A 22,823-nucleotide genomic window follows, 5' to 3' on the forward strand; every position below is an offset into this window, starting at 1 on the left:
CCGGGCTGCCGGGCATTCGGCCTGGCGGCCCTTTTCATCTTTTTTTGCAAAAACTCAAAGGGGAAATTACTATGGAAAACAAGAAAAAACGTATCGTCATCGCCCTGGGCGGAAATGCCCTGGGCAACACGCTGCCCGAGCAGATGACGGCTGTGAAGATCACCGCCAAGGCGATCGTGGATCTGATCGAGGAGGGCTGTGAGGTTATCGTAGCCCACGGAAACGGCCCCCAGGTGGGCATGATCAACAATGCCATGGCCGCTCTCAGCCGCGAGGACGCCAGCCAGCCCAACACCCCTCTCTCCGTCTGCGTCGCCATGAGCCAGGCTTACATCGGCTATGACCTGCAGAACGCCCTGCGGGAGGAGCTGTACAACCGCGATATCTGCGATATTCCGGTATCGACCATGATCACACAGGTCCGCGTGGACGCGGACGATCCCGCATTTGAAAATCCCAGCAAACCCATCGGCCACTTCATGACCGAGGAACAGGCCAAGATCGCCGAGGAAAAATACGGATATATGATGCGTGAGGACGCAGGACGCGGTTACCGCCGTGTGGTGGCCTCCCCCAAACCCGCCGAGATCGTTGAGATCGGCGCAATCCGTTCCCTGGTTGACTCCGGCCAGCTGGTTATCGCCTGCGGTGGCGGCGGAATCCCGGTTACCCGCCAGGGCAACCACTTAAAGGGAGCCAGCGCCGTAATCGACAAGGACTTCGCAAGCGAGCTGCTGGCAGAAGAATTAAACGCAGATTTCTTAATTATTCTGACCGCAGTTGAAAAGGTAGCTATTAACTTCGGAAAGCCGGAAGAAAAATGGCTGGATGATCTGGACACGGAAGAAGCACGCAAGTTTATCAAAGAGGGACACTTTGCCCCCGGCTCCATGCTTCCCAAGGTACAGGCCGCTGTAAAATTTGCTGAATCAAAGCCAGGACGCACTGCTTTAATTACGCTGTTGGAAAAAGCAAAAGACGGTATCCAGGGAAAAACCGGTACTCATATCCATTTAGCGTAAAGGAGGCAATATCATGAATTCAGAAAAACAGCACGCATCACTGTTCGATTTGGACGGCGTTCCAAAAATGAGCCAGGCAATTCCCCTGGCGCTCCAGCACGTAGTTGCCATGATTGTGGGCTGCGTGACACCTGCCATCATCATTTCCGGTGCTGCCGGTATCGACACCGCAGACCGGGTAATCCTGATCCAGGCTTCTCTGGTTGTATCGGCCCTTGCCACCCTGCTCCAGCTGTTTCCGCTGGGCAAAAAAGGCGGACTCCGCCTGGGCGCCGGCCTCCCTGTTATCCTGGGCGTCAGCTTTGCCTACGTGCCCAGCATGCAGGCCATTGCCGAACAGTACGGTATTGCGACGATTCTGGGCTCCCAGATCGTGGGCGGTATCTGTGCAGTTATCGTGGGTATCATGATTAAAAAGATCCGCAAATTTTTCCCGCCGTTAATCGCGGGCACCGTGGTGTTCACCATCGGACTGAGCCTCTACCCCACCGCCATCAACTACATGGCCGGCGGCACCGGACAGCCCAATTACGGCTCCTGGCAGAACTGGACGGTGGCGATTTTCACCCTGGTTGTTGTAACTGTGTTAAACCATTTTGCCAAAGGCTTCTTAAAGCTGGCTTCCATCCTGATGGGCATGATCGCAGGCTACATATTCTCCATGTTCTTCGGAATGGTCAGCTTTACCAATGTGGGCGAGGCCGGAATGTTCCAGCTGCCCCACATCATGCACTTTGGAATCAACTTTGAAATCTCCGCCTGCGTAGCCATCGGACTGCTGTTCGTGATCAACTCCGTGCAGGCCATCGGCGACTTCTCCGCCACCACGGCGGGAGGTCTGGACCGCGAGCCCACCACGGATGAGCTGCAGGGCGCGATCCTGGGATACGGTATTACCAACGTAATCGGCGCCTTCTTAGGCTGCCTTCCCACCGCAACCTACAGCCAGAACGTGGGTATCGTGGCCACCACCAAGGTGGTAAACCGCGTGACTCTGGGAATCTCCGCCCTGGTAATCCTGGTGGCGGGCCTGTTCCCCAAGTTCTCCGCGCTTTTGACCACCATCCCCTACGCGGTATTGGGCGGAGCTACCGTATCCGTGTTCGCCTCCATCGCAATGACCGGTATGAAGCTGGTTATGACGGAGGAAATGAACTACCGCAACACCTCCATCGTTGGCCTCGCGGCCGCGCTGGGCATGGGCGTTTCACAGGCAAGCGCCTCCTTAAGTTCCTTCCCGGCATGGGTAACCACCATCTTCGGCAAGTCCCCGGTTGTAATCGCAACCCTGGTGGCCATTCTGCTGAACGTGACGCTGCCCAGGGAAAAGAACCTTTACAAGACCAACAAATAAATCCTCATAGTTCTGTTTATCAATAAATCCGGCTGTCTTGCCATACGGCCGGAAGCCTCTGAACATATACCCGGAAGCCATCCCGGGGAAAACGAAACAGCCGCCGCGGTTTACTTGCCATCTTCCGCGGCGGCTGTTTTGTGCGTATGTTTGGATTAATCCGTTTTTCCTTCCGCGGCCCACTGCCGCAGGGCTTCCAGCCTGGGCTTGGGGTCAAAACCCATCTCCTCCCCCATGGACGCGCACATCGCGCATGGGAATTCAGGACATTCCCCGCAGTGGTTTAAGCTGCGGCTCTCACAGCAGGACTTGACCGTGCACGTTCCGCCCCAGAAAGTCGTTTTCATGTTTATGCAGCCCGTACAGTTCACTTCTCCCTTGCGTCCGCAGCTGTCGCAGCGGACCCCGCAACGCGATTCATACATATGGATTCCCTCCTCTTTTGTGTTGGCAGCCGGACGGAAAGCAGCTTCGCCCGGCGCCTGTATTTTGATACTCCGCCGCCGGTTCTGGGCAGAAATGCAGGCTGTACTGTATCTGTCCCGGGACGGGGCAGTCACTGCCCCAGCTCCTGTTTCAAAATTTCAAAGAATTCCACCCGCGCCCGGCGCTCCAGCCAGGGGCTATGGCCGCAACATTTAAGGACGTGAACCCGGTATTCCTTCCCGGAGCCTGCAAGCGGCCCGCAGACGCCGCACACGGGGTGCGGGTCCTGCTCTCCCTGGATCAATGTGATCGGGCAGTCCAGGGCCACAAAGCTTCTCAACAGCTGTCCGGAGGCCCGCAGCTTTACCGCCTCCCCCCACACAGCTCTGTACTGCTCCGCGTCCGTCAACATCTCATGATCCGCCGCGCACGGCAGGGGATCATAGCAGTCGCCCCTCTCCGCCAGCTCTCCCAACCGCGCGAGAAGGCGGTCCGCATGCTCCCGGGAACGCTCCGGCTGCTCCGGCATTCCCGGCTCTTCCATCCTCCCCCGCTCCGGCGTCCCCTGCTCCAACCAAAGATTTAACCGGTCGAACTCCTCCCGCTCTCCGGGGCCCAGGTTCCGCCTGCGGCGCTCCCCGATCATTGGGACATAACCGGCCGTCAGAGGCGGACAGCCCACCAGAATCAGTTTCTCCACCATTTCCGGGTGCGCTCCGGCAAACAGCGCGGCCAGAAACGCCCCCCAGGAGTGTCCGATCAGGATAACGGGAACGTTTCCCGCCTCCTCCAGCTGCCCCTTAAGCTCAAATATCAGCTCCCGAATGGATTTCCCGGACTGCATTGGCTCTGAGGCCCTGCATATCTCCCCCGCCATGGCCGCCAGGCCCGCGGCCGATCCCGGCGCGCCGGGGCCGCCGTGTATCACAGCCGCCCGGTACGGCGGATCGCCGTAATACCGTATCATGACCGGTCTCCTCTCATATTACTCCCGTTCGGGGACGATTCCATCAAAGCGGCTTTCCCGCCAAAATCTCCCGGTAATCCTCGTAGTTCTTTTCCAGCAGCGCCGGGGTGTCCAGACCGTAGGGACATTTTGCGCTGCACTGGCCGCAGTGCAGGCAGTCCTCGATCTTTTTCATCTTCTCCCGGGCCTCCCCGGTGAGATGGGCGTCCGAGGGAGAGCGCCGGATCATCAGGGACATTCTGGCGCAGTTGTTGATCTCGATGCCGGCGGGACAGGGCATACAGTAGCCGCAGCCCCGGCAGAACTCGCCGGCCAGCTCCGCCCGGTCATGTTCGATCACCGCCTTCAGCTCCTGGTCCATTTCCGGGACCAGCCGGTCGCATTCCAAAAATTCATCCAGTTCCCGCTCCCGCTGGATCCCCCAGATCGGAAGCACGTGGCTGTAGGGAACCATGAAGGCGTAGGCCGCCCTGGCGCTGGTGATCAGTCCGCCGGACAGAGCCTTCATGGCGATAAAGCCCATATCCTGCTTACGGCAGCGCTCCACCAGCTCCAGGTCCGGCTCCCCCGCCAGATAGGAAAATGGAAACTGCAGCGTCTCGTAAAGCCCGCTGTCCACAGCCTCGCGGGCCACGCTCAGCCGGTGGTTGGTGATTCCGATGTGCCGCACCATTCCCCGGTCTTTAGCCTCCGCCATGGCCTCATAGAGGCCGGTGCCATCCCCCGGCTTTGGACAGAAGGACGGGTTGTGGAACTGGTAAAGGTCCACATAGTCCGTGCCCAGCCTTCTCAGGCTTTCTTCCAGATGTTTCCAAAAATCTCCGCTGTTCTCGGCGGGCGTTTTGGTTGCGATAAACACCTGGTCCCGGATCCCGGCCAGGGCCTCCCCCATCTTCTCCTCGCTGTCCGTGTAGGTGTAGTACTACAGCGAACTTTGATTACTTTATTTAAATATCCCCCTGTTTTTGATATAATAAAAGGGGGTGGATACTATGATGATAAATACAGCATACGACCCACGGCTATTAGAACAGTGGGCAGTTGATCTAAACAGTACCCAGGAAATTGAACAATGCTTAGAGCCATACCTGCATCAATACGATTGCGCCTTTACCTCTCAAAAACAGTCTAAACATTTTGCAAACTTTGTCAGGGGGCTGCTTAGTCCATTGGACCGTAAATCCATTGAACCGATTGCTTTACATCTAGCTGGTGAAAAGTCGGTCCGTCCCATGCAGCAGTTTTTTACACGTGCACCACTCAAGGAAGATGATATTCTTGATACCTACCAGCAGCTTCTGGCAGCCCAGCTAAACCACACTGGTTCAATGCTTTCTGTTGATGATACCAGCTTTGTAAAGAAAGGGACTCATTCCATTGGGGTAAAGCGGCAATACTGTGGCAGACTGGGTAAACGGGAAAACTGTCAGGTTGGAGTATTCCTTTCCTATGCCGGGGACTCTGGATACGGTTTGGTGGATTATGAGCTTTATATCCCCCAGGAATGGTTCCAGGACTCCCATCAGGACCTGCGTACTAGATGCCGGCTCCCAGAACAGCGGCGCTTCCTTACAAAAAACCAGATTGCCCAGAACCTTCTCAACCATGCCTTCGAAACCGGACGGTTTCAGGCACAATGGATCGGATGTGACGCTGCATATGGATGTGACCATGCCTTTTTGGATGGCCTGAAGCTGCCCGGAGAAGTATGGTATTTTGCGGCTACAAACGCAAAGGAACAGGTATTCCTGGAACAGCCCCAGATATGTAACCCAGAACCAGGCAAGAACCGCGGCCGCCCAAAGAAACATCCGATATGGACGATACAGCCAGTCAGTGTCAAAAGCATAGCGGAAGATCCTGCTGCTCCATGGGAGCAGGTAACACTGGCTGAAGGTTCTAAGGGGCCCATCCTGGCACAGAGATTCATGCTGCGCGTTGTCGCTTGCCGTAAGGATGGAAACCGTAATTATTTAAAACCGGGGAAAGAAGTCTGGCTGTATATCCGTAAATACGAGGATGGGACCATCAAATATTTTGTGTCGAATGCTCCGCAAGACATCCCCTGTGCAGAGCTGGACCGTGCAGCAACCCTAAGATGGCCAATCGAACAATGCTTTGAGGAGTGCAAAAGCTATCTTGGAATGACCCACTATGAGGGTTGCAGCTATCCGGGCTGGAAACGTCACATACTATTTGTAATGATCGCACATCTGTTTACAACCCAAATACGAGAGAACGTTAAAAAAAGGGGGTCCCTTTAACAATGCCTATGGTCGTCAGGTTGTTCTATAGCATGATGGAGTACACGTCTTCCTGTATGCAAAAAATTGTATATTATCACATAAAAAGGAATCATTGTGCCTACCTGTCACACCGTAAAAAGAAATTATCTTGTTCGCTGTAGTAGTAGGCGGTGTCAAAAAAACGGATTCCATGGTCGTAAGCCTTGCGGACCAAACGGACCGCCTCCTCCTTCGGAATCCGCTGAATGGGCAGCGCGCCGAATCCGTTCCGGTTCACGCAAATTTCTGTTTTTCCAAGTCTGATCTGATTCATATCTTCCTCCTCATCTGTATGTCCGCTTCCGGGCGGCCGGTCCGCCCGTGCCTCACCGGTAATAGCGGTATATCACCTGGCAGGCGTCTTTCGCCTCCCGGTTATATCGATCCAACAGGCGCTCCATCACGCGGGCGTCCTCCGGCCATCCGGCCTTGTACACGTGCCAGCCCTCCAGGATCAGGATGTCCGGGAGGCGGATCAGGCCGGTGATCCCGTCCCAGAACGCGTCCCAGTTCATCCCGTACCAGTCCGGCAGCCCCAGGGACTCTTTCAATATCTGCTGGAGCTCCCGGGGTGAAGCGGCCGCGGCCACAGGGATCGTAAGGATCCGTTTTTCCGGCGCCGGACGGTCCGAGAGCAGCTCGCCATCCAGGCTCAGCTCGTAGCGGTTCCCCTCCCAGTCCAGGAGGTGAATCCGCCCGTTCTCCAGACAAAAGACGCGCTCCCCCGTTGGGGACGCAAAGAGATCGCGGCCCGAGAACGTCCAGACAGTCCGCAGCTCCCGGTCCAGGCGCAGCACCTCCAGCTCCCCGTGCAGGATCAAATCCCCTCCGCAGGGGTACAGAGCCAGCATGGAGCCGCAGACGTCAAGTCTCCGGCTGCAAACGACCTCAAAGGTGTCGAGCGACAGCCTGATCACCATGCGGTCCATCAGAACGGTCAAACGGGATTCCTCAAGCACGGCGCAGCTTTCAACACACCAGGTGCCGGGGCCGATCAGCACAGCCTGCAGCTCCTCCCCGGTTTCAAACCGCTCCACCGCCAGGCGGCATACCTTCACAAAATCTCCCCGTCCCAGCCCGTCCGGGTTGATGATCCGGTCGCAGGGCCGGTTGTCCGCCGAGCCGATGGTGTAGGACGGGTCCGGGACAAGCTCTGCCCGATAATGGCTGCTGTAACAGATCATCTCATCTCTCCCTCCGGATTCATCCCACCGTTTTGTTTTACCCTTGTATTATAGTAAAATTACCGGACAACTTCAATAGGCAACCGAAAACGTCCGCTGATGTTACGTCCCTCTCCGGTCCCTACAGGCCGCTGAAACACCGCGGGCGGCGAATTCTGATGGATCCGCTGAAACAGCGCGGGCGGCGGATTCTTCTGAATCCGCCGCCCGCACTCAAACGCTCAACGATATGATATAAAATGATTGCCGGCCAGCGTCTCAAAATACTGAGCCAGGCGCTCGTACAGCGGCTCGGCCCGGTCCCCGAACTCAGCCTTTACAAGCGCTCCAATCTCCGCCAGGTCCCGCTGCCCGTCGATCTGTTTCCAGATAAAGCTGCCAAACGCCTCCAGGCGGATATGGCTGACCTTCGGGGTAGCGAACAGGCCCTGGGCGATCTTGTCAAATAAACCCTGGTGGACCATGTCGAGGATCACGATCCCCGACTCGTCCTCCTTCCAGGTAAGCTTAGGATTTCGCTCAGGAATCTGCTCCAGGTAGTTTTGGCCGCTTTTTCTCTTGCCCAACAATTTCATTCTCCCTTCAACCGCCGCGTTTTTTATTTCTTAGTGTTCTTATCTTCCCGGTACCAGATGGTAAATTTGCACATGATCAGAATCAGCGCCGCGAAAGCCGCCAGGGATACCAGCTTGGCGGACGGTCCGGACAGAAACGCGCCCAGGCCGTTTTCCATGGCAGACAGGTTCAGGAAATCGGCCAGGAAATCGCCTCTTGGGCCTGCAAACGGGATGATGGCGAACACCGCCAGGAGGATTCCCACCAGGCCCTCGCCCGCGATCATACCCGAGGTGTAGAGGATGCCGCGGCTCACCGCCTCCCCACGTTCCTCGTCGGAACATTTGCGCTTCTCAAACCAGTGGCGGACCAGTCCGCCCACCATGATGGCGGAGGTGGTGCGCAGGGGCAGGTACAGCCCCACCGCCACAGGCATCACCGGGATGCCCAGAATCTCGATCACCACCGCGATGGCAGCCCCTGAGAGAATCATGTTCCAGGGCAGGTTTCCGTTCATCACGCCCTCCACCACGGTCTTCATGATCATGGCCTGAGGCGCGGGGAGCTCGTCGGTGCCGTAACCCCAGGCCTTGTTCAGCAGGTAGAGCACGCCGCCGATGGCAAGGGCGGAAGCCACAACGCCGATCAACTCGCCGATCTGCTGTTTTTTAGGCGTGGAACCCACGATGTAACCGGTTTTCAGGTCCTGGGAGGTGTCGCCCGCAATGGCTGCGATCACGCAGATCACGCCGCCGATGGCGATCACGCCCATCATGCTCTCATGCCCGGTTCCGGACACGGACTTTAACACCAGGGAGGACACCAGCAGGGTCGCGATGGCCATGCCGGACACCGGGTTGTTGGAGGAGCCCACCAGACCCACCAGGCGGGAGGAAACCGTTGCGAACAGGAATCCGAACACTGCGATCAGCAGCGCGCCAAGCAGGTTCACCGGAACCGCGGGAACCAGCCAGATCACCACGCAGGCAGCCAGCACGCCAAGCAGCACCACGTTCATGGGCAGATCCTGGTCCGTGCGCAGGGTGGAGGCCTGACGGCCCGCCCTCAGATCGCGCATGGCGTCCCGGAAGGTTCTCACGATCAGGGGCAGGGACTTGATCAGGCTGATAATGCCCGCCGCCGCCACGGCGCCCGCTCCGATGTAGCGGATGTAGGAGCCCCACATGGCGGAGCTGCTCATCTCGCTGATCAGCTGATCTGCCGGCGCAAAGGGCTGGGTCAGCCCGCTTCCGAACAGCTTGATGATGGGCATCAGGATCAGCCAGGAAATGATTCCGCCGGAAAACATATAGGAGGAAATCTTGGGGCCGCAGATATATCCCACGCCCGCCAGGGCCGGCAGTACGGAGATTCCCGCGCCGCCTCCGTATTGTTTGATCTCATAATCCACATCGCTGGGGAACAGCTTTAAGCCGTCGGCGATGAACTTGTAGGCGGCCGCGATGCCCATGCCGGCAAATACCACTCCGGCCTTGGAACCGCCCTGCTCTCCGGCCACCAGAACCTCAGCGCAGGCCGTGCCCTCGGGATAAGGCAGCACGCCGTGCTCCTTGACGATCAGCGCCTGGCGCAGCGGAATCATGAACAGCACGCCCAGCACGCCGCCGCAGAGGGCGATCAGGGAAATCTCAACCAGCGACGGGGCTCCCACTCCCCAATCGCTCATCCACATAAATAAAGCCGGCAGCGTAAAGATCGCGCCTGCCGCCACGGACTCACCGGCGGAGCCGATGGTCTGCACCATGTTGTTCTCAAGGATGGAATCGCGCTTCAGTATCACGCGGATCACACCCATGGATATAACCGCAGCCGGGATGGATGCGGACACGGTCATACCCACGCGCAATCCCAGATAGGCGTTGGCAGCACCGAACAATACCGCCAGGACAATACCCAGCGCAATGGAAACCGCAGTCATCTCCGGTACCACCTTATTTGCCGGTATAAATGGTTTAAAACCATTTTGATCCTTCATAAAGTATCACTCCTTCGTATGAAATTTTTTTTATTATACCATAAAAAGAGAGAATTTTCTACATTTTGAAGGGGTGATCTGAATTTTATATTAATTTTATAAAGTTTTTTTGAATACACTGCTGATTTTCTCCGATTTTCACGATAGATTCTTAAGTTTTTGGAAATCCTCGGAAATAATCAGACTTAACATCGTTTCCAGGTCAAAGCGCTCCCCGCGCTCCAAAAGGGCCAGCAGCGCCTCCCGGTTTTCGTCGGAGTGTTCCACCTCCCTGGAGAACCGGTGGGCTATATCCACAAAGCCGTCAAAGTCCAGCCGCCCGCCCTGCAGCGCCCAGGTTCCCATGGCCAGCTCCCGGATGAGCAGCACGCAGGCCGCCGCAAACTTCATCCGCGGGTAGGCCCGGCCGTCGTAAACCGCCCCGCAGAAGTAGGTGAACACAAAATACACCCAGAGCTGTTCGTCCCAGATGTCCCAGTCCCCGTCCGCGGCGCCCACTGAATCCCCGGCAAATTCCCGGCAGATCCGGCCGTACGCCTCCTCGCCGGACCCGTACAGGGCGTTTCTCAGCTCAGCCAGCCGTCCGGGCCAGCCGCTGTTTAGCGCTTCCAGACGGCCCAGCTCCTGCGTCAGGCTGAGAAAGCCCCGGTAGCGCTGCTTCAGCCCGGCCCCAAGCCCGGCGGTCCGTCCGGCAAACCGCTCCCAGGCCCCGGCTCTCCCGTACCGCTCCAGCAGCTGGTCCGCCGCGTACAGGCGGTTTTTGCGGATGCGGCTCTGCAGGTCGTGGGCCAGGGCCAGCGCCATGGACGCACGCTCCGCCAGGGGATGGCTCCGGTCCTGTAAAATCCGGATGGCCAGCTCCCGGGCGTCCGTCAGCTTGGTATAGAGAAGGAAATCGAAATCCCCGTAATCCTCCTCTCCCTCCCGCTCAAAATCCAGGAAACGCACGGGCTCCCGCCGTCCCAGCACAATCCGCGCCGCCTCGATACAGGAGATGCAAAGGGAAATCTCCCTGACCCCCTCGAACTCCTCGATGTGGCGCGGGTAGGTCCGGCAGGTTTTGCAGAGCATACCCGGCCCGCCGTCGGAGTACAAATCGCACAGCCCGCTGTCGGCCAGGAAGGCGCAGCGCCGCCCGTACTGTTTGAAGGAGCCCTGATCCCAGCGGATGCTGTTGTGCAGGCGGTTGCCCAGGGGACCTTTGGTTTTTCGGTACTTTTTCAGGGAAGCCGGATCGATCATGATCTCCCATCCCGCGCAGCAGGTGTCCGTACAGCGGTCCGCCGCGCAGGAAAATTCCCGGTAATAGTGTGGTATTGTATAGCGCATCCCAATCCTCCGTCTATTCGGCGTTCTCCGCCCGGTTAAAATACACATTGGTCACGACGCCGTCCCACACCAGGGTGCGGTCCAGGATCAGGCGCTCCCTGTAATCCCCGGGCAGAAACAGCGGCATCCCTTTTCCCAGAATCACCGGCAGCGTGGAAATCCAATACTGGTCCACCAGCTCCTGCTCCATAAAGCTCTTTAGCAGCTTCGCGCCGCCCACCAGCCAGATCGCCTTGCCGGTCCGCTGCTTGAGCAGAAACACCAGCTCCCACACGTCCCCGGGCCAGAAGGTCACCTCGTCGGTATCCTCCAGAAACTGGCTGGTCACCACGTAACACTCCTTGCCCTCATAGGGCCAGCTGTCCGGCGAAAGCTGCGTTTTCACCTGCTCGTAGGTGGCGCGGCCCATGATCAGCGTGTCCACAGTCTCGTAAAACGCCTGGTAGCCTCCGTCCCCCTCCTCAGCGCCGTGGCCCTTCATCCAGTCCACTCCGCCGTCCGCGTCCGCCAGGTAGCCGTCCACGCTGACTCCGATATACAGAATTACCTCTCGTTCCATCCAATCCTCCGTGCAATTCCGCAGGCCCTCCCGCGGTTGATTGTATTCAAGCATTTCCGTCCTGCCGCCGTTTTGGACGGCGGCGGTACCGTCTACTATACCACACTTTTCCCGATTTTCCAACTGCGGCAGCCAGGTTTCCCATCTGCTCCATTCTATTTTAACATGGGGCGTGGAGGGCTACAAGGCCCGGACCGGCGGACAACTTTAAATTGCAAATGCCTGACAATTATGGTAAGATATAGGTGATTTCAGAAGAAAGAGAGGGTCATATACATGCAGAAAGACGTTTTGGATTTTGTAGTAGAGAAAACTCACGAATTGATCGATTCTCCGACCTGCAACAGCGAGACGAGAGCTTCCGCCGAGGCCTGGCTGGCCGCAGTCGGCACAGAGCAGCAGGCGGCTGCCACTGAGACATACATCGGCGAGCTGGAAGCGGACATCATGCCCATCGACGGTCTGATCGGTTTCGCCGATTCCGAGGCGGGAGCCCAGGTATTCGGCGCGGACAAGGCCAAAGAAGTGGCTGCACACGCCAGGGAGATCAAGGCCGCTGGCGCCAGGTACTGCGACTGCCCGGCATGCGCCGCCTGCGAGGCCATTCTCGCTAAAAAGGACGCGATTCTCGGCTGATCCGGGAACTTTCAATTTCACCCTTAAAATGCCGCAGGCCGGCAGTCCCCCCTGGACTGCCGGCCTGTTTTCACGCCCCGGCTCCCGGCCCCGGCATCCACCGGTAAAACGCCAGAAGCACGGCAAGAAACACAAGGTTGGCCGCCGTAAACAGCGCCAGGTATCTGCCCTTTTGCTCCGGGTAATGCCTGGCGATGCTCTTGTAGGAGATCAGACTTGCCATGGAAGCGATCAGCGTGCCCAGACCGCCTAAGTTAGCGCCCACGATCAGGCTCTCCCACCGGTCCGTAAAGCCGGACAGCAGCAGCGCCGCGGGCACGTTGCTGATCACCTGACTGGCCGCCACTGCGGTAAGCGCCTCCCGGCCAAGGAGAATCCCGTCCAGGAATTCCTTAAAGACCGGCAGGCGTCCCATATTGCCGATAAAGACAAAAAAGCCCACAAAAGTCAGCAGCAGGGAATAGTCCACGGCCAGAAATACGCTGCGGTCCGCCACAAGCAGCACCAGAATCACCGCGGCCAGAACCGCGGGCCAGGGCAGAAGCCGGGCCACAGCGGCCACGCAGGCCGCAAACAGAACCAGATACATACCCGCCTTTCCGCGGCAGATTTTCCCCTCCGTCTCCTGCTCCACCCGCTCCTTGCGGATTCTTCCGTTGTCCACAAACAGAAGGCTGACGGCCAGAAGCCCCAGAGACAGCCCGCAGTACGGCAGCATCAATCGGATAAACGCTCCCGCCCCCAGACCCGATTTCCCGTACAGATACAGATTCTGGGGATTCCCGATGGGCGTCAGCATGCTGCCCAGGTTGGCCGCAATGGTCTGAAGCGCCACCACCGGCAAAATCAGCCCCGAAAGCCCCGCCATCCTCAGCACGGTCAGGGCAAAGGGCACAAAGGTGATCAGCGCCACGTCGTTGGTGATGGCCATGCTGGAGAAAAAGCAGAGCCCCACCAGCACGGCCGCGGCCTGCCGCCCGGTGCGCACCCGGCCCAGAAGCTCCCGGCCAATATAGGAAAATATTCCCAGTTTTTGGAATCCGGCCATCACGGCCATCAGGCAGAACAAAAGGGCGATGGTCTGGTAATCCACATACCCGCCGTACGCCCGGTCCGGCCTTACAAACACCATGGACAGCGCCGCCAGCAAAAACGCCGCCGTCAGCACCGTCTCCCGCTTTACAAATTCTTTAACCCGTTTCATACCCATCCGCTCCCCGTCAACGCCAAAATACCGTCTGCCGGGCCTCCTATCAGCCTTGCAGACGGCATTTTCCGTCTTCTCTTTCAGTCGTTCTCCGTTTTCATCACGCAGCGAAGGGCGCGATCTCATCCAGCAGAGCGCCGCACTCGTCGGTGTGCAGAATCAGCTCCAGGTCCTTGGAACGGGCCAGGGAGAGCACGCCCACAATGGACTTGGCGTCCACAATCCGGCTGCCGCACTTCACATCCGCGTCGTATTCGTACTGGTTGATAATTCTCACAAAATTAATAATCTGGTCTGCTTCATCGAACTTTACAAGGATACGTTTCATGTTCAATTTCCTCCTGTCGGTATTATAAATCTAAGTTTCACCACCCGGCTGCCGGGGGCTCGTTTTCCTGTTCTTCTCTGTTCTTCTCTTCGCTGATACCATCTTAACATTTAACGAGCAGGGAATCCATGGTAATATTTTTTTAAATGCTGTAATATATTATCGTTTTGCTCCCCCGGACCCGAGAATCACGTTGCATTATTCTGATTTCTTGGTAAAATGGTTAATATGATTTTAACGGAAAGGACAGGTTGCCATGAAACTTTTGATTGTGGACGACGAAAAGCTGACCAGGGAGGGGATACGCCGGAGCCTGGACCTGGAGGCGCTCTCCATCGACAGCGTGATCCTGGCGGACGACGGCGTCAACGGTCTGGAGGCGGCGCTCAGGGAGGAACCGGACATCGTGCTCACGGACGTGCGCATGCCGCGGATGAACGGCGTGGAGATGGCGGAAAAACTTTTGGAGCAGCTTCCGGACACCTCCCTGGTCTTTATGAGCGCCTACTCCGACAAAGAATATCTGAAAGCGGCCATCAAGCTGAAGGCCGTCAGCTATGTGGAAAAACCACTGGATATCCGGGAGCTGGCGGCGGCGCTTAAGGAAGCGGCCGGCAGCCGTCTGGCTCGCTCCAGCAGCCGCAGCGCGGCCCTGCTTCACACCAAGGAGCAGCTGGGACAGCTGGCGCATCTGCTGTTAGATCCCGAGCGCGGCGGCCCGGAGGCCATGGACCGGCTGATCCGCAGCCTGAACCTGCCCTTCGGCCCCGGCACCTGCTTTACCACCCTGCTGGTGGACTGCCTGACGCCCCTCTCCGTGCTGCCGGAAACGGCCATGGACGAACTTCAGGCCCGCTTTGTGGCGCATCTGACCGCCCACGGCCTGTCCCAGCTCTACACCTTCCGGGCGGACCGCTATATCATCATCCAGCTCTACGGGGACAGCCGCCCAGAGGAACCGGTGTTGGAGAGCTGCACCCGGCTTCTGGCCGGCGGTTTTTCCGGAATCTGCCATTTCTTCATCGCCAGAGGGCCGGTGGTCTGCGGAGCCGACCGGGCCTGCCTGTCAGGCCGGAAGGCCTGGGAGCTTTTGGAGCGCAGCTTTTTCTACGAGGTGGACACGGTCCTGTCTCCCCACACGGAGCCCCAATCTCCTCTGCCGCTCAAGGACATGCTGACGGAATTCAGCGTGGCGCTGTCCGAACAGCAGAAGTCCAAGGTGCTGGAGGTGGCCGGACAGCTCTACCGCTGCGCCGGGTCCGGCGTCTCCCTCATGCCCAGCCAGGTGCGGGATCTCTACTATAAATACCTGGGAAAGCTGGACGAGTACGCCCTGTCCAATCACATTTCCCTGTGGTTCCGGGACGAAGTGAACTCCGGCTCCATCTGGGACAGCGTCATGGAATGCATCACCCTGCCCCAGCTTGGCCGGCTTCTGGAAGGGAAAATCCATCTGTACTTTGAACAGCTGAGCCAGGGCATCGGGGAGAATCCCGTGGTCTTTCAGATCAAGGAATTTCTCCACCAGAATTATTCCCTTCCCACCCTGTCCGTGCCGGACGTGAGCGAGCACGTCCATCTGTCCTCCAGCTACGTGTGCACGCTCTTTAAAAATGAAACCGGCCTGACCTTAAACCAGTACCTGACCGACTACCGGATCAAGATGTCCAAGCGGCTGCTGGCGGACCCCCGCTATAAGATCGCCGACATCTCCTCCAAGGTGGGCTACAGCGACGGCAATTACTACAGCAAGACCTTCCGGAAAATTGTCGGCCTGTCCCCGTCCGAATACAGGGAGAAAATGCTCTCATGAAGAACCCATTTGCACGGCTGCTGCATCATTATACTTACAATCTCAAATTGAAAAACAAGCTGGTCATCTCCCACGCGATCCTGCTCATGGTCCCCACCGCGGTGGTCACGGGTTTTCTCTACGCCCGCATGTACGGCATCGTCATGGACGACACCATCCGCTCCGAGCAGGCCCTGGCCGCCCAGACCGTGGGCACCATCGAGAGCCTGGTGGACAACGCCATCCACGCCGGGGAGGTGATGGCCCGCACCGGCCTGGTGCTGGATTTGTTCAACGTGCCCCTGGAACAGGCCGGAACCCACCAGCCCCAGCGCAGCAGGGTGGACAGCCTTTACCGCCTGGCCTCCAACCTGGTGGACCACTCCTTTATCACGGATATCCGCATCTACTACGACGATGCGTCCTATGAGGACTTAAGCCGGTACAACCAGGGCCGCCATCCCCTGTTTCTGCCTGTCTCCGGCCTGGACAGCCCATGGATTGGACAGTTTGAGTCCAGCTCGGAAGAGCTCATGCTCTGTCCCGGCGAGCTGCTCTCCGAATCGGAGACCGGGGAATGCGGTGGACTGGCCTCCATCCTGCGCCTTTCCTACAGCCGGACGGGGTCCAACGTGACCGTGCCTCCCCAGGCCTCCGCCTATGTGGCCGTCTACTTTTCACCGGATATCCTGGAGAGTGTGCTGGCGGGAAATACCTCGGTCCAGGACGCGTCCACCTACATTGTGAGCAGCCAGGATATCCCGGTGGCCGGAACAGCCCCGGCAGCGGACGGGCGGTATTTCCTTCCCTTTTCCCAGCTGTCCAACCGCCTGGGAACAGGCCAGACCTTTTCTCTGGTGAATTTTCAGGGTGGAGCCGCCTACAGCGCCTATTTTCCCATTCATGACACCGGCTGGTACATGGTCTCCATTCTGCCCGCCAGCCACATCACGGACGCCGGACGGCTGCTGATGGTCCAGTTTATCCTGATCTACCTGCTGTTCGTGCTCTTAGCTATGTTTATCGCGCTGCTGCTCTCCTCCTCCATCGCCAACCGGATCATTGCGGTGGCCTACCAGATGGAGAGCGTGCGCACCGGCCGTCCCAAGCCCATGAAGGTCGGCCTGGGGTGCGACGAGATCGGAGTGCTGTCCGACACCTACAATTACATGACCGGCGAGATCAACCGGCTGATGGATGCCAGGGAACAGGCCGCGGAGGATCTGCGCAAAGCCGAATTCAGGGCCTTGCAGGCCCAGATCAACCCCCATTTTCTCTACAACACCCTGGACATGATCAACTGGCTGTCCCAGACCGGGCGCAAGGAGGAGGTAACCCGGGCCGTCCAGGCCCTCTCCCGCTTCTACAAGCTGACCTTAAGCCGCAGGGAGCTGATGAACACCATCGGCGACGAGCTGGAGCACGTGAGCCTGTACATGCAGCTGCAGAACATGCGCTACGAGAACTGCGCCACCCTGGTGGTCGACGTTCCGGAGGAGCTCTGCGGCTACACCATCCCCAAGCTGACCTTCCAGCCCCTGGTGGAAAACGCCCTGCTCCACGGCATCCGCATGACGGAGAAAAAGACCGGCAGCATCCTGATCACCGGCTGGCGGGAGGGGGATGACATCGTCTTTATCGTCTCCGACGACGGCGCCGGGATTCCCCCGGAAAAGCTGGACTCCCTGCAGGAGAGCGCGAAAAAAGCCGGAGGAACAAATCCCCCGGCATCCGGAACCGAAACGGGCCACATCGGCGTCTACAACACAAATCTCCGGCTCAAAAGCCTGTACGGCAGCCAATACGGCCTGTCCTTCAACAGCCACCCCGGCATCGGAACCGAAGTCATGGTCCGCCTGCCGGCAAATCGGGCCTTGTCCTAAGGGGTACCGGGCAAAGCCCGGTGGATTCCTTAGGACGGCTGGAAATCCCCCAATCTCTTCAAAACGGCCATCGCCCCCTTCGCTTCCTAAGAATTTTCCTCCAGCGGCTCCAACGCCCCATCCCCCACTCCCAAAAGCTGGAGCAGCAAAGCCGTGGCGTTCCCCTCCCCGTCCTTAGCCAGGGAGGCCTCCGCGCTGATCACGCCCTCTCCGGTCTGCATAAAGGTGACCATGCCGGTATAGCCGTTCCCGTACTCCAGGATCACCAGGGAGTCGCCCGGCCAGTTCCCGGGCTCCTGGTAAGACTTTCCGCAGCTCAGCACATTCATGGCGGCCAGCACCGCAGCGCCCTGGCTGCCGTTTACCAGGTTGGCGAAAAAGGCTGCGTTCAGCCTGGACCGGAGAGCGGCCAGAGTCTCCTCTCCAAGGGGCTCCATCCCGGCTCCCGACACGACTTTTTTCAACATATCGTCCGTGACCGCAATCCGGTAGACCGCTGTGGGCTGCGTGAAATCCTGAGCGCCCACCGCCTCCGTCTCCTTCAGCAGCTCACCGGAAACCGTCATCAGCTTCACATACTCCCCGTTGGCCGCCAGAGCGCCGATCTGCTCCGTCAGAGCCAGACTCTCCCGCCGCATAAACGCCTCCGGCTTCCCGGCCGCTTTGGAGGCGCCGCCGCAGCCGGACAGCATCAGGGCAGCTGCCGTGGCCAGCGCCAGAAGCCGCCTGCCCACTCCTGCATTTCCTGCATATTTCCTCATATTTCCATCCTCCCGTTTCACTCGTTATATGCCCAGCCGCTCAAATTCCTGCCGCAGAAACAGGGCTTCGTCCAGGGTGTTGTGCCAGCCGAACCGCTTTAAGTCCACCCGGTTGTCCGCAGACACCCTTATGCCGTCCCCGGCCAACAGCTTTTTCTGGGTATTGGGCCTGGAAAACGCCTGGGCGCCGCTGAGCACCCCCTGCCCGTTGACCACCCGGAAGGCCGGCACATCCGCTCCCGCCCGTCCCCGGTTCAGGGCGTAACCCACCTGGCGGGCGTTGCGCGGCTTCCCGCACAGCAGGGCGATCTGTCCGTAGGTGGCCACCTTTCCCGCCGGAATCGCCCGGCAGACAATGCCCACCCGCTGATAAAAATCCATGGCCATTCCTCCTGTCTCACGTCCCCATAAACTTCTGTTCAAACAGCTCCGGGAGCATGGGCCGCCCGAAATAGTAACCCTGTATCAGCTCCACGCCCATCCCCTTCACCGCGCTGTGCTCCGCTTCAGTCTCCACTCCCTCCACGCAGACGCGCATATCCACCTGGCCGCAGAGCTGGGCCACCGAGCGGATGAGGGTGGCGTTGAACCCCACCTCCGTGATTCCCGTCACAAAGCTGCGGTCGATCTTCACCACGTCCGCGGATATATTTTTCAGGGAGTACAGGGAGGAATAGCCGGTGCCGAAATCATCCATGGCGACCTTCAGTCCCGCCTCACGGAACCGTCCCATGATTTTGTTGACCTGTTTGTCCTCCTTCACCATACAGCTCTCCGTCAGCTCCAGAGTCACATTGGCCGGGGGCAGACCGAACTCCTCCAGCGCGCCCATGACGACGGGGAAAATATCCCGCTCCATCAGCTCAACATGGGGCTGTTGACAAAGTGCCTGATCATTTATTACGAGCGGAAAAAAGCAATAAAAAAGACGCCTACCGGCGTCATCCCATACATCTTATCATCCTTTTTAAGTTCAAAGCGGTCGCCGAGAGGAGGCAGTGGTCCTCCGCTGCCTCTAAACCCCGTCGTAAGACGCGTGTTAAGTTATGTCCCCACTTTTGGGCGGCAAACGTGCCCTCGCACCAGATCTGCCGCTTGCGCAGCGCATCCAGATAGTCCGGCTCGTTTTGCCGGGCGAGATGCCGCCGTACTGTGGGACGGAAGTAGGTATCCAGCAGCCTTCGTGCGCCGCGTTTATCATTTTCGCTCAAACATTTCTCCCGGAAAGGACAGCTCCGGCAGTCTCCGCGGTCTGCCCAATACTCCCAGTACACACCGCTGGCGCTGCGGTACAGCCCCTTCACTCGAAGCTCTTTCCCATTGGGGCATTGATAAACATCTTTCTCCGCATCATAAGAAAAGGCATCCCGTTTGAATTCCGCCTTGGTCCTATCAGCAGAAGGCTGCGGCCTGACATAAAAGGAGATTCCCTGCTCCTCCAGCACACGGTGGGCCAGAGGAAAATCGTAAGCGGCGTCCGCTGTGGCCGCCTGAATGGGGAAGACATTTCGATGGATCTGCTCCAGATGGTCCAGGTATGGCACGGAATCATGCACATCGCCCGGTGTCACCGTCACACCCAGGATCACACCGTGGTCCGTGTCCAGGGTTTGATGGCTCAGGTAGTACTGGCCCTCCGGCTTCCCCGGCCGTTTCATATGCCCTGCCTCCGGATCAGTCCGGCTCACACGCTTGTGGCTGCGGCGGCTGTCCCGCTTGATTTGCTTTGTCCGCTTCTTCCGGCGGTGTCCGGTCCGTTTCTCCAGTTTCTGCAGTCCTTCTTCCTCGTAGCCGTCCAGCCGTTCCCAGTATACGCCCGGTTCCTCGGGCATTTCCACCAGATGCTCCGACGCACGGGAGGCATTGGCCTTTACATGGGTAGAGTCGGTAGCTGCCAATTTCCCGCTGACCAGACCTTTTTCAATGCACTGCCGCACCACTTCCTCAAACAGCCGACGGAAAACCTTGCGGAAAGAAGGCTTGCGACGGCGCAGCTGAGAGATGGTGCTGTGGTCCGGTACCCGGTCAAACAGATCCAGGCCCAGATACCACCGCAGGGCCACATCTGTCTGGATACGCTGTTCGATCTGCCGTTCCGATGGGATCCCGTACAGGTATCCTACCAGCAGATATTTTACCAGCACAACAGGGGCAATGGGTGGGCGGCCGTATCTGCGGTTGTACAGATGGGCTGTTTCTTCATGAATGAAGGACAAGTCCAGCGTGGCTTCCAGTTTTCGCAGAAAGTGTCCCTCTGGGACCAAATCTTCTATCGTTACCATGTGCAGCTTCAGTTGCATTCCCATCCCCCTCTCCGCTCTTTTTTTCATTATATCATATTTCCGGCGCTAAGGGGACTTTGTCAACAGCCCCAACATAGGACAAATTCACGCTGACCGTAAAATCCGGGTCAAACCTGCGCCAGAGGCTGCACTGGCGGGCGGCGCTGCGAAACACCCACTCGCCCAGGCGGCCGATCAGACCGGTCTGCTCCAGAATCGGAATAAACTCCACCGGCGAGACGTCGCCGAACTCGGAGCAGTGCCAGCGCGCCAGCGCCTCCGCCCCGTAAAGGCGGCCGGAAATTGCCCGAACCTGGGGCTGGTAGCAGACGGAAAATCCTGCGAAGCCGCGGTCGATGCTCTCCCGCAAAAGCTCCGCCATCTTCAGGCGGCGCTCCTTTTCCCACAAAATGCTCCTGGAAAACACGGTGGACCGGTTCTTGCCCAGCACCTTGCTGTGTTCCAGAGAATAGTTGGCATACTTGAGCAGCTCCAGATAATTGTCCCCATCCTTGGGATAGAAGGCCAGCCCTGCGCTCACGGTGCAGAAGAATTTCCGCCCGCCGTACTCCTGCTGCCGCGCAAACTGGTACTGGATGCGGTTGTACAGATCCGAGCACTGCTCCTCGTCCCCTCCCAGCACTATGATCCCGAACTCATCGCCGTCCAGCCGGTAGATCCCGGCGTTTTCAGGCAGCACGGCGGCGATCTTCCGGCCGGTCAGGCGCAGCACCTCGTCGCCGAAGGACCGGTCATAGAGATCGTTGATATTCTTAAAGGCGTCCATGTCCAGAATCATGATTCCCAGACCCTCTACCCGCTCGTCCATCATGTACTTTTTGATATTACCCTCAAACTCAAACCGGTTGTAGAGTCCGGTCATGTGGTCGATCTGGCTGTGCTTTCCCAGGTTGGTGATCATACCCGCAAACATTTCCGGCTCGCCGTTCTCATCCCGCGTCATCCTGCCCCGGCAGCGCAGCCAGATCCAGGATCCACGCACGTTTCTGGCCCGGTACTCAATGTTGTGATACTCCTCCCGTCCGTCCGCGATCTCCTGGTTGCTCTCCAGAAAATACTGTTCGTCGTCTGGGTGGATGATATTCCCCCAGAAAGCGGCGGCATTCTCCACCACCTCCCCGGGCAGTCCAAACTCCTCCACCATGTGGGGCGAATAGCGGAAGCAGCCGGTCTTCAGGTTGCCGATAAAAAGATAATCGTCCGTCCCCGCGCTGAGGGCGTCAAACAGATGGTCCTTGTCGTACTCGAACTGTCCCGGATCCCCGGACCTGCTGCCGTTCTCCTGCAGGCGCTCCCTGGCCCTGCGGATGTGGTAATCCCGCTTGTTCAGGTACATGAGGCGGTCCGCCTGGCTGATCAGCTCATCCACCGTGCAGCGGTCCTCCGGATAGGCCTCCGCAACCCCGAAACTGAAGGAGGCCTCGTAAAATATGCCGTTCTGCTCCCGCTGGTCCGCTATGGCCTTCTGCGCCTGAGCGATCCTCTGGGCGGCGCTGTTTTTGTCCTCGCCGGAGAGAATCAGCACGAACTCGTCCCCGCTGAGCCGGAACATCAGGTCGCCCGTCCGCAGGCGTGGCTGCAGGACGGCCGAGACGTACTGCAGCAGCCGGTCCCCCTCGCTGTGGCCGTACAGGTCATTGATCCGCTTCAGCTCATTGATGTCCAGCAGCACCACCGCCATCTGCCGCTTCGCCTCCCGGGCGGCCTTAAGAGCCGTCTCCATCATGGCTTTTCCGGCGCGGCGGTTCATCATCTGGGTCAGTTCATCCAGCCCGGCCTCCTCGGTGAGTTTGCGGTATTCCGTCACATCGATGGAATTCTGGACATAGTAATCCCGCCCCTCCCACCGGATCAGACAGTCGAAGTTCTTGTAGGTCCGGCCGGTGCGGGTGTTCATCTCATCCCACACACAGCTCTGTTCCCCTCCCATAGCCTGAAGCCGGCGAATCCGGCAGAAGGGGCAGACGCCGTCCATGCCGTCCTGCAGCACCTCCCAGCAAATGCGCCCCTCCGGCTCCTCCAGCCCGAAGATGCGCTTCATGTTCTCGTTCGCATACACGATGCGGTTTGTGACCGTATCCGTAATATAGATATTCGTGTTCAACCCGTCCAACGCAGCCAACAAAAAGGCTCTGTCCAGTTCCTGCATGTTCCTTCCATCTCCCGCCCGCTTAAGGGCATGCGAAGCGTTCCGCGCCGTGCCGCAGATCCGCCTCCCCACTCTGTTTGATTCCAA

20 protein-coding genes and 2 pseudogenes are annotated in these 22,823 nt (G+C 58.5%); 6 read left to right on the plus strand and 16 right to left on the minus strand.

What is annotated here, in order from left to right:
* The first annotated feature begins 71 nt into the window (after nucleotides 1–71).
* Together arcC and ACK2JC_RS02415 are read left to right on the plus strand one after the other, a co-directional pair.
* On the plus strand, nucleotides 72–1,022 hold the full coding sequence (gene arcC / locus ACK2JC_RS02410; RefSeq protein WP_092363284.1) for a carbamate kinase: 951 nt from the start codon (nucleotides 72–74) through the stop codon (nucleotides 1,020–1,022).
* Nucleotides 1,023–1,035: 13 nt separating this feature from the next.
* Nucleotides 1,036–2,376, plus strand: a complete 1,341-nt coding sequence (locus ACK2JC_RS02415) for a uracil-xanthine permease family protein (RefSeq protein WP_024734219.1) — start codon at nucleotides 1,036–1,038, stop codon at nucleotides 2,374–2,376.
* A gap of 155 nt (nucleotides 2,377–2,531) precedes the next feature.
* Here ACK2JC_RS02415 and ACK2JC_RS02420 read toward each other — a convergent pair whose 3' ends face one another.
* The 3 genes and pseudogenes from ACK2JC_RS02420 to ACK2JC_RS02430 form a co-directional block, all read right to left on the minus strand.
* Nucleotides 2,532–2,801, minus strand: coding sequence for a DUF3795 domain-containing protein (locus tag ACK2JC_RS02420; RefSeq protein ID WP_092363280.1), 270 nt, complete (start codon nucleotides 2,799–2,801; stop codon nucleotides 2,532–2,534).
* Between the two features lie 131 nt (nucleotides 2,802–2,932).
* The gene (locus ACK2JC_RS02425; protein ID WP_320937682.1) at nucleotides 2,933–3,769 is read right to left on the minus strand and encodes an alpha/beta hydrolase; all 837 of its coding nucleotides are present in this window, start codon (nucleotides 3,767–3,769) and stop codon (nucleotides 2,933–2,935) included.
* A 43-nt stretch (nucleotides 3,770–3,812) separates the two neighbouring features.
* A pseudogene (locus ACK2JC_RS02430) lies at nucleotides 3,813–4,682 on the minus strand (aldo/keto reductase); the annotation flags it as partial.
* Nucleotides 4,683–4,761: 79 nt separating this feature from the next.
* Between ACK2JC_RS02430 and ACK2JC_RS02435 the strand changes: the two are divergent.
* Nucleotides 4,762–6,033, plus strand: a complete 1,272-nt coding sequence (locus ACK2JC_RS02435) for an IS701 family transposase (RefSeq protein ID WP_368275013.1) — start codon at nucleotides 4,762–4,764, stop codon at nucleotides 6,031–6,033.
* Nucleotides 6,034–6,160: 127 nt separating this feature from the next.
* Here ACK2JC_RS02435 and ACK2JC_RS02440 read toward each other — a convergent pair.
* From ACK2JC_RS02440 to ACK2JC_RS02465, 6 genes and pseudogenes are all read right to left on the minus strand, one after another.
* Nucleotides 6,161–6,328 (minus strand): annotated as a pseudogene (locus ACK2JC_RS02440) (aldo/keto reductase); the annotation flags it as partial.
* Between the two features lie 52 nt (nucleotides 6,329–6,380).
* Nucleotides 6,381–7,238: a barstar family protein gene (locus ACK2JC_RS02445; protein ID WP_320936123.1), complete on the minus strand. Its 858-nt coding sequence runs from the start codon at nucleotides 7,236–7,238 to the stop codon at nucleotides 6,381–6,383.
* Between the two features lie 221 nt (nucleotides 7,239–7,459).
* Entirely contained in the window at nucleotides 7,460–7,813 is a 354-nt protein-coding gene (locus ACK2JC_RS02450; RefSeq protein WP_092363270.1) for a PqqD family protein, read from the minus strand.
* A 23-nt stretch (nucleotides 7,814–7,836) separates the two neighbouring features.
* Nucleotides 7,837–9,789, minus strand: coding sequence for an OPT family oligopeptide transporter (locus tag ACK2JC_RS02455; protein WP_107435141.1), 1,953 nt, complete (start codon nucleotides 9,787–9,789; stop codon nucleotides 7,837–7,839).
* A 138-nt stretch (nucleotides 9,790–9,927) separates the two neighbouring features.
* Nucleotides 9,928–11,118 carry a flagellin lysine-N-methylase gene (gene fliB, locus ACK2JC_RS02460; RefSeq protein WP_320936124.1) on the minus strand — a complete coding sequence of 397 codons (1,191 nt, stop codon included), beginning with the start codon at nucleotides 11,116–11,118 and terminating at the stop codon, nucleotides 9,928–9,930.
* A 13-nt stretch (nucleotides 11,119–11,131) separates the two neighbouring features.
* Nucleotides 11,132–11,677 (minus strand): dihydrofolate reductase family protein, encoded by a 546-nt coding sequence (locus ACK2JC_RS02465; RefSeq protein WP_166434491.1) that lies wholly within the window; start codon nucleotides 11,675–11,677, stop codon nucleotides 11,132–11,134.
* A gap of 276 nt (nucleotides 11,678–11,953) precedes the next feature.
* On the opposite strand from ACK2JC_RS02465, the gene ACK2JC_RS02470 reads away from it, so the two are divergent.
* Nucleotides 11,954–12,313 (plus strand): molecular chaperone Hsp90, encoded by a 360-nt coding sequence (locus ACK2JC_RS02470; RefSeq protein WP_107435143.1) that lies wholly within the window; start codon nucleotides 11,954–11,956, stop codon nucleotides 12,311–12,313.
* Nucleotides 12,314–12,383: 70 nt separating this feature from the next.
* On the opposite strand, the gene ACK2JC_RS02475 is transcribed toward ACK2JC_RS02470, so the two are convergent.
* Both ACK2JC_RS02475 and ACK2JC_RS02480 read right to left on the minus strand, forming a co-directional pair.
* The gene (locus ACK2JC_RS02475) at nucleotides 12,384–13,517 is read right to left on the minus strand and encodes an SLC13 family permease (RefSeq protein ID WP_320936125.1); all 1,134 of its coding nucleotides are present in this window, start codon (nucleotides 13,515–13,517) and stop codon (nucleotides 12,384–12,386) included.
* A 103-nt stretch (nucleotides 13,518–13,620) separates the two neighbouring features.
* Nucleotides 13,621–13,848: an HPr family phosphocarrier protein gene (locus tag ACK2JC_RS02480; RefSeq protein WP_092363260.1), complete on the minus strand. Its 228-nt coding sequence runs from the start codon at nucleotides 13,846–13,848 to the stop codon at nucleotides 13,621–13,623.
* Nucleotides 13,849–14,104: 256 nt separating this feature from the next.
* Here ACK2JC_RS02480 and ACK2JC_RS02485 point away from each other — a divergent pair, with 256 nt between their 5' ends.
* Together ACK2JC_RS02485 and ACK2JC_RS02490 are read left to right on the plus strand one after the other, a co-directional pair.
* Nucleotides 14,105–15,661, plus strand: coding sequence for a response regulator (locus tag ACK2JC_RS02485; RefSeq protein WP_320936126.1), 1,557 nt, complete (start codon nucleotides 14,105–14,107; stop codon nucleotides 15,659–15,661).
* Complete coding sequence (locus ACK2JC_RS02490; RefSeq protein ID WP_368272306.1) at nucleotides 15,658–17,523, plus strand: sensor histidine kinase; 1,866 nt, start codon at nucleotides 15,658–15,660, stop codon at nucleotides 17,521–17,523. Before ACK2JC_RS02485 ends, ACK2JC_RS02490 begins: the two co-directional genes overlap by 4 nt.
* Before the next feature lie 86 nt (nucleotides 17,524–17,609).
* Here the strand turns inward: ACK2JC_RS02490 and ACK2JC_RS02495 are convergent, their stop codons facing one another.
* The 5 genes from ACK2JC_RS02495 to ACK2JC_RS02515 all read right to left on the minus strand — a co-directional run bounded on the left by ACK2JC_RS02495 (nucleotide 17,610) and on the right by ACK2JC_RS02515 (nucleotide 22,736).
* The gene (locus ACK2JC_RS02495) at nucleotides 17,610–18,284 is read right to left on the minus strand and encodes a hypothetical protein (RefSeq protein ID WP_107435147.1); all 675 of its coding nucleotides are present in this window, start codon (nucleotides 18,282–18,284) and stop codon (nucleotides 17,610–17,612) included.
* Nucleotides 18,285–18,308: 24 nt separating this feature from the next.
* Nucleotides 18,309–18,665 carry an MGMT family protein gene (locus tag ACK2JC_RS02500; RefSeq protein ID WP_024734207.1) on the minus strand — a complete coding sequence of 119 codons (357 nt, stop codon included), beginning with the start codon at nucleotides 18,663–18,665 and terminating at the stop codon, nucleotides 18,309–18,311.
* Nucleotides 18,666–18,681: 16 nt separating this feature from the next.
* Nucleotides 18,682–19,143 (minus strand): EAL domain-containing protein, encoded by a 462-nt coding sequence (locus ACK2JC_RS02505; RefSeq protein ID WP_411338443.1) that lies wholly within the window; start codon nucleotides 19,141–19,143, stop codon nucleotides 18,682–18,684.
* A gap of 82 nt (nucleotides 19,144–19,225) precedes the next feature.
* On the minus strand, nucleotides 19,226–20,590 hold the full coding sequence (locus tag ACK2JC_RS02510; RefSeq protein ID WP_411337769.1) for an IS1182 family transposase: 1,365 nt from the start codon (nucleotides 20,588–20,590) through the stop codon (nucleotides 19,226–19,228).
* A 28-nt stretch (nucleotides 20,591–20,618) separates the two neighbouring features.
* The gene (locus tag ACK2JC_RS02515; RefSeq protein WP_411338445.1) at nucleotides 20,619–22,736 is read right to left on the minus strand and encodes a diguanylate cyclase domain-containing protein; all 2,118 of its coding nucleotides are present in this window, start codon (nucleotides 22,734–22,736) and stop codon (nucleotides 20,619–20,621) included.
* Nucleotides 22,737–22,823: the final 87 nt, after the last annotated feature.

Source organism: Enterocloster lavalensis, from assembly GCF_046603895.1.
Classification (GTDB): Bacteria; Bacillota; Clostridia; order Lachnospirales; family Lachnospiraceae; genus Enterocloster; species Enterocloster lavalensis.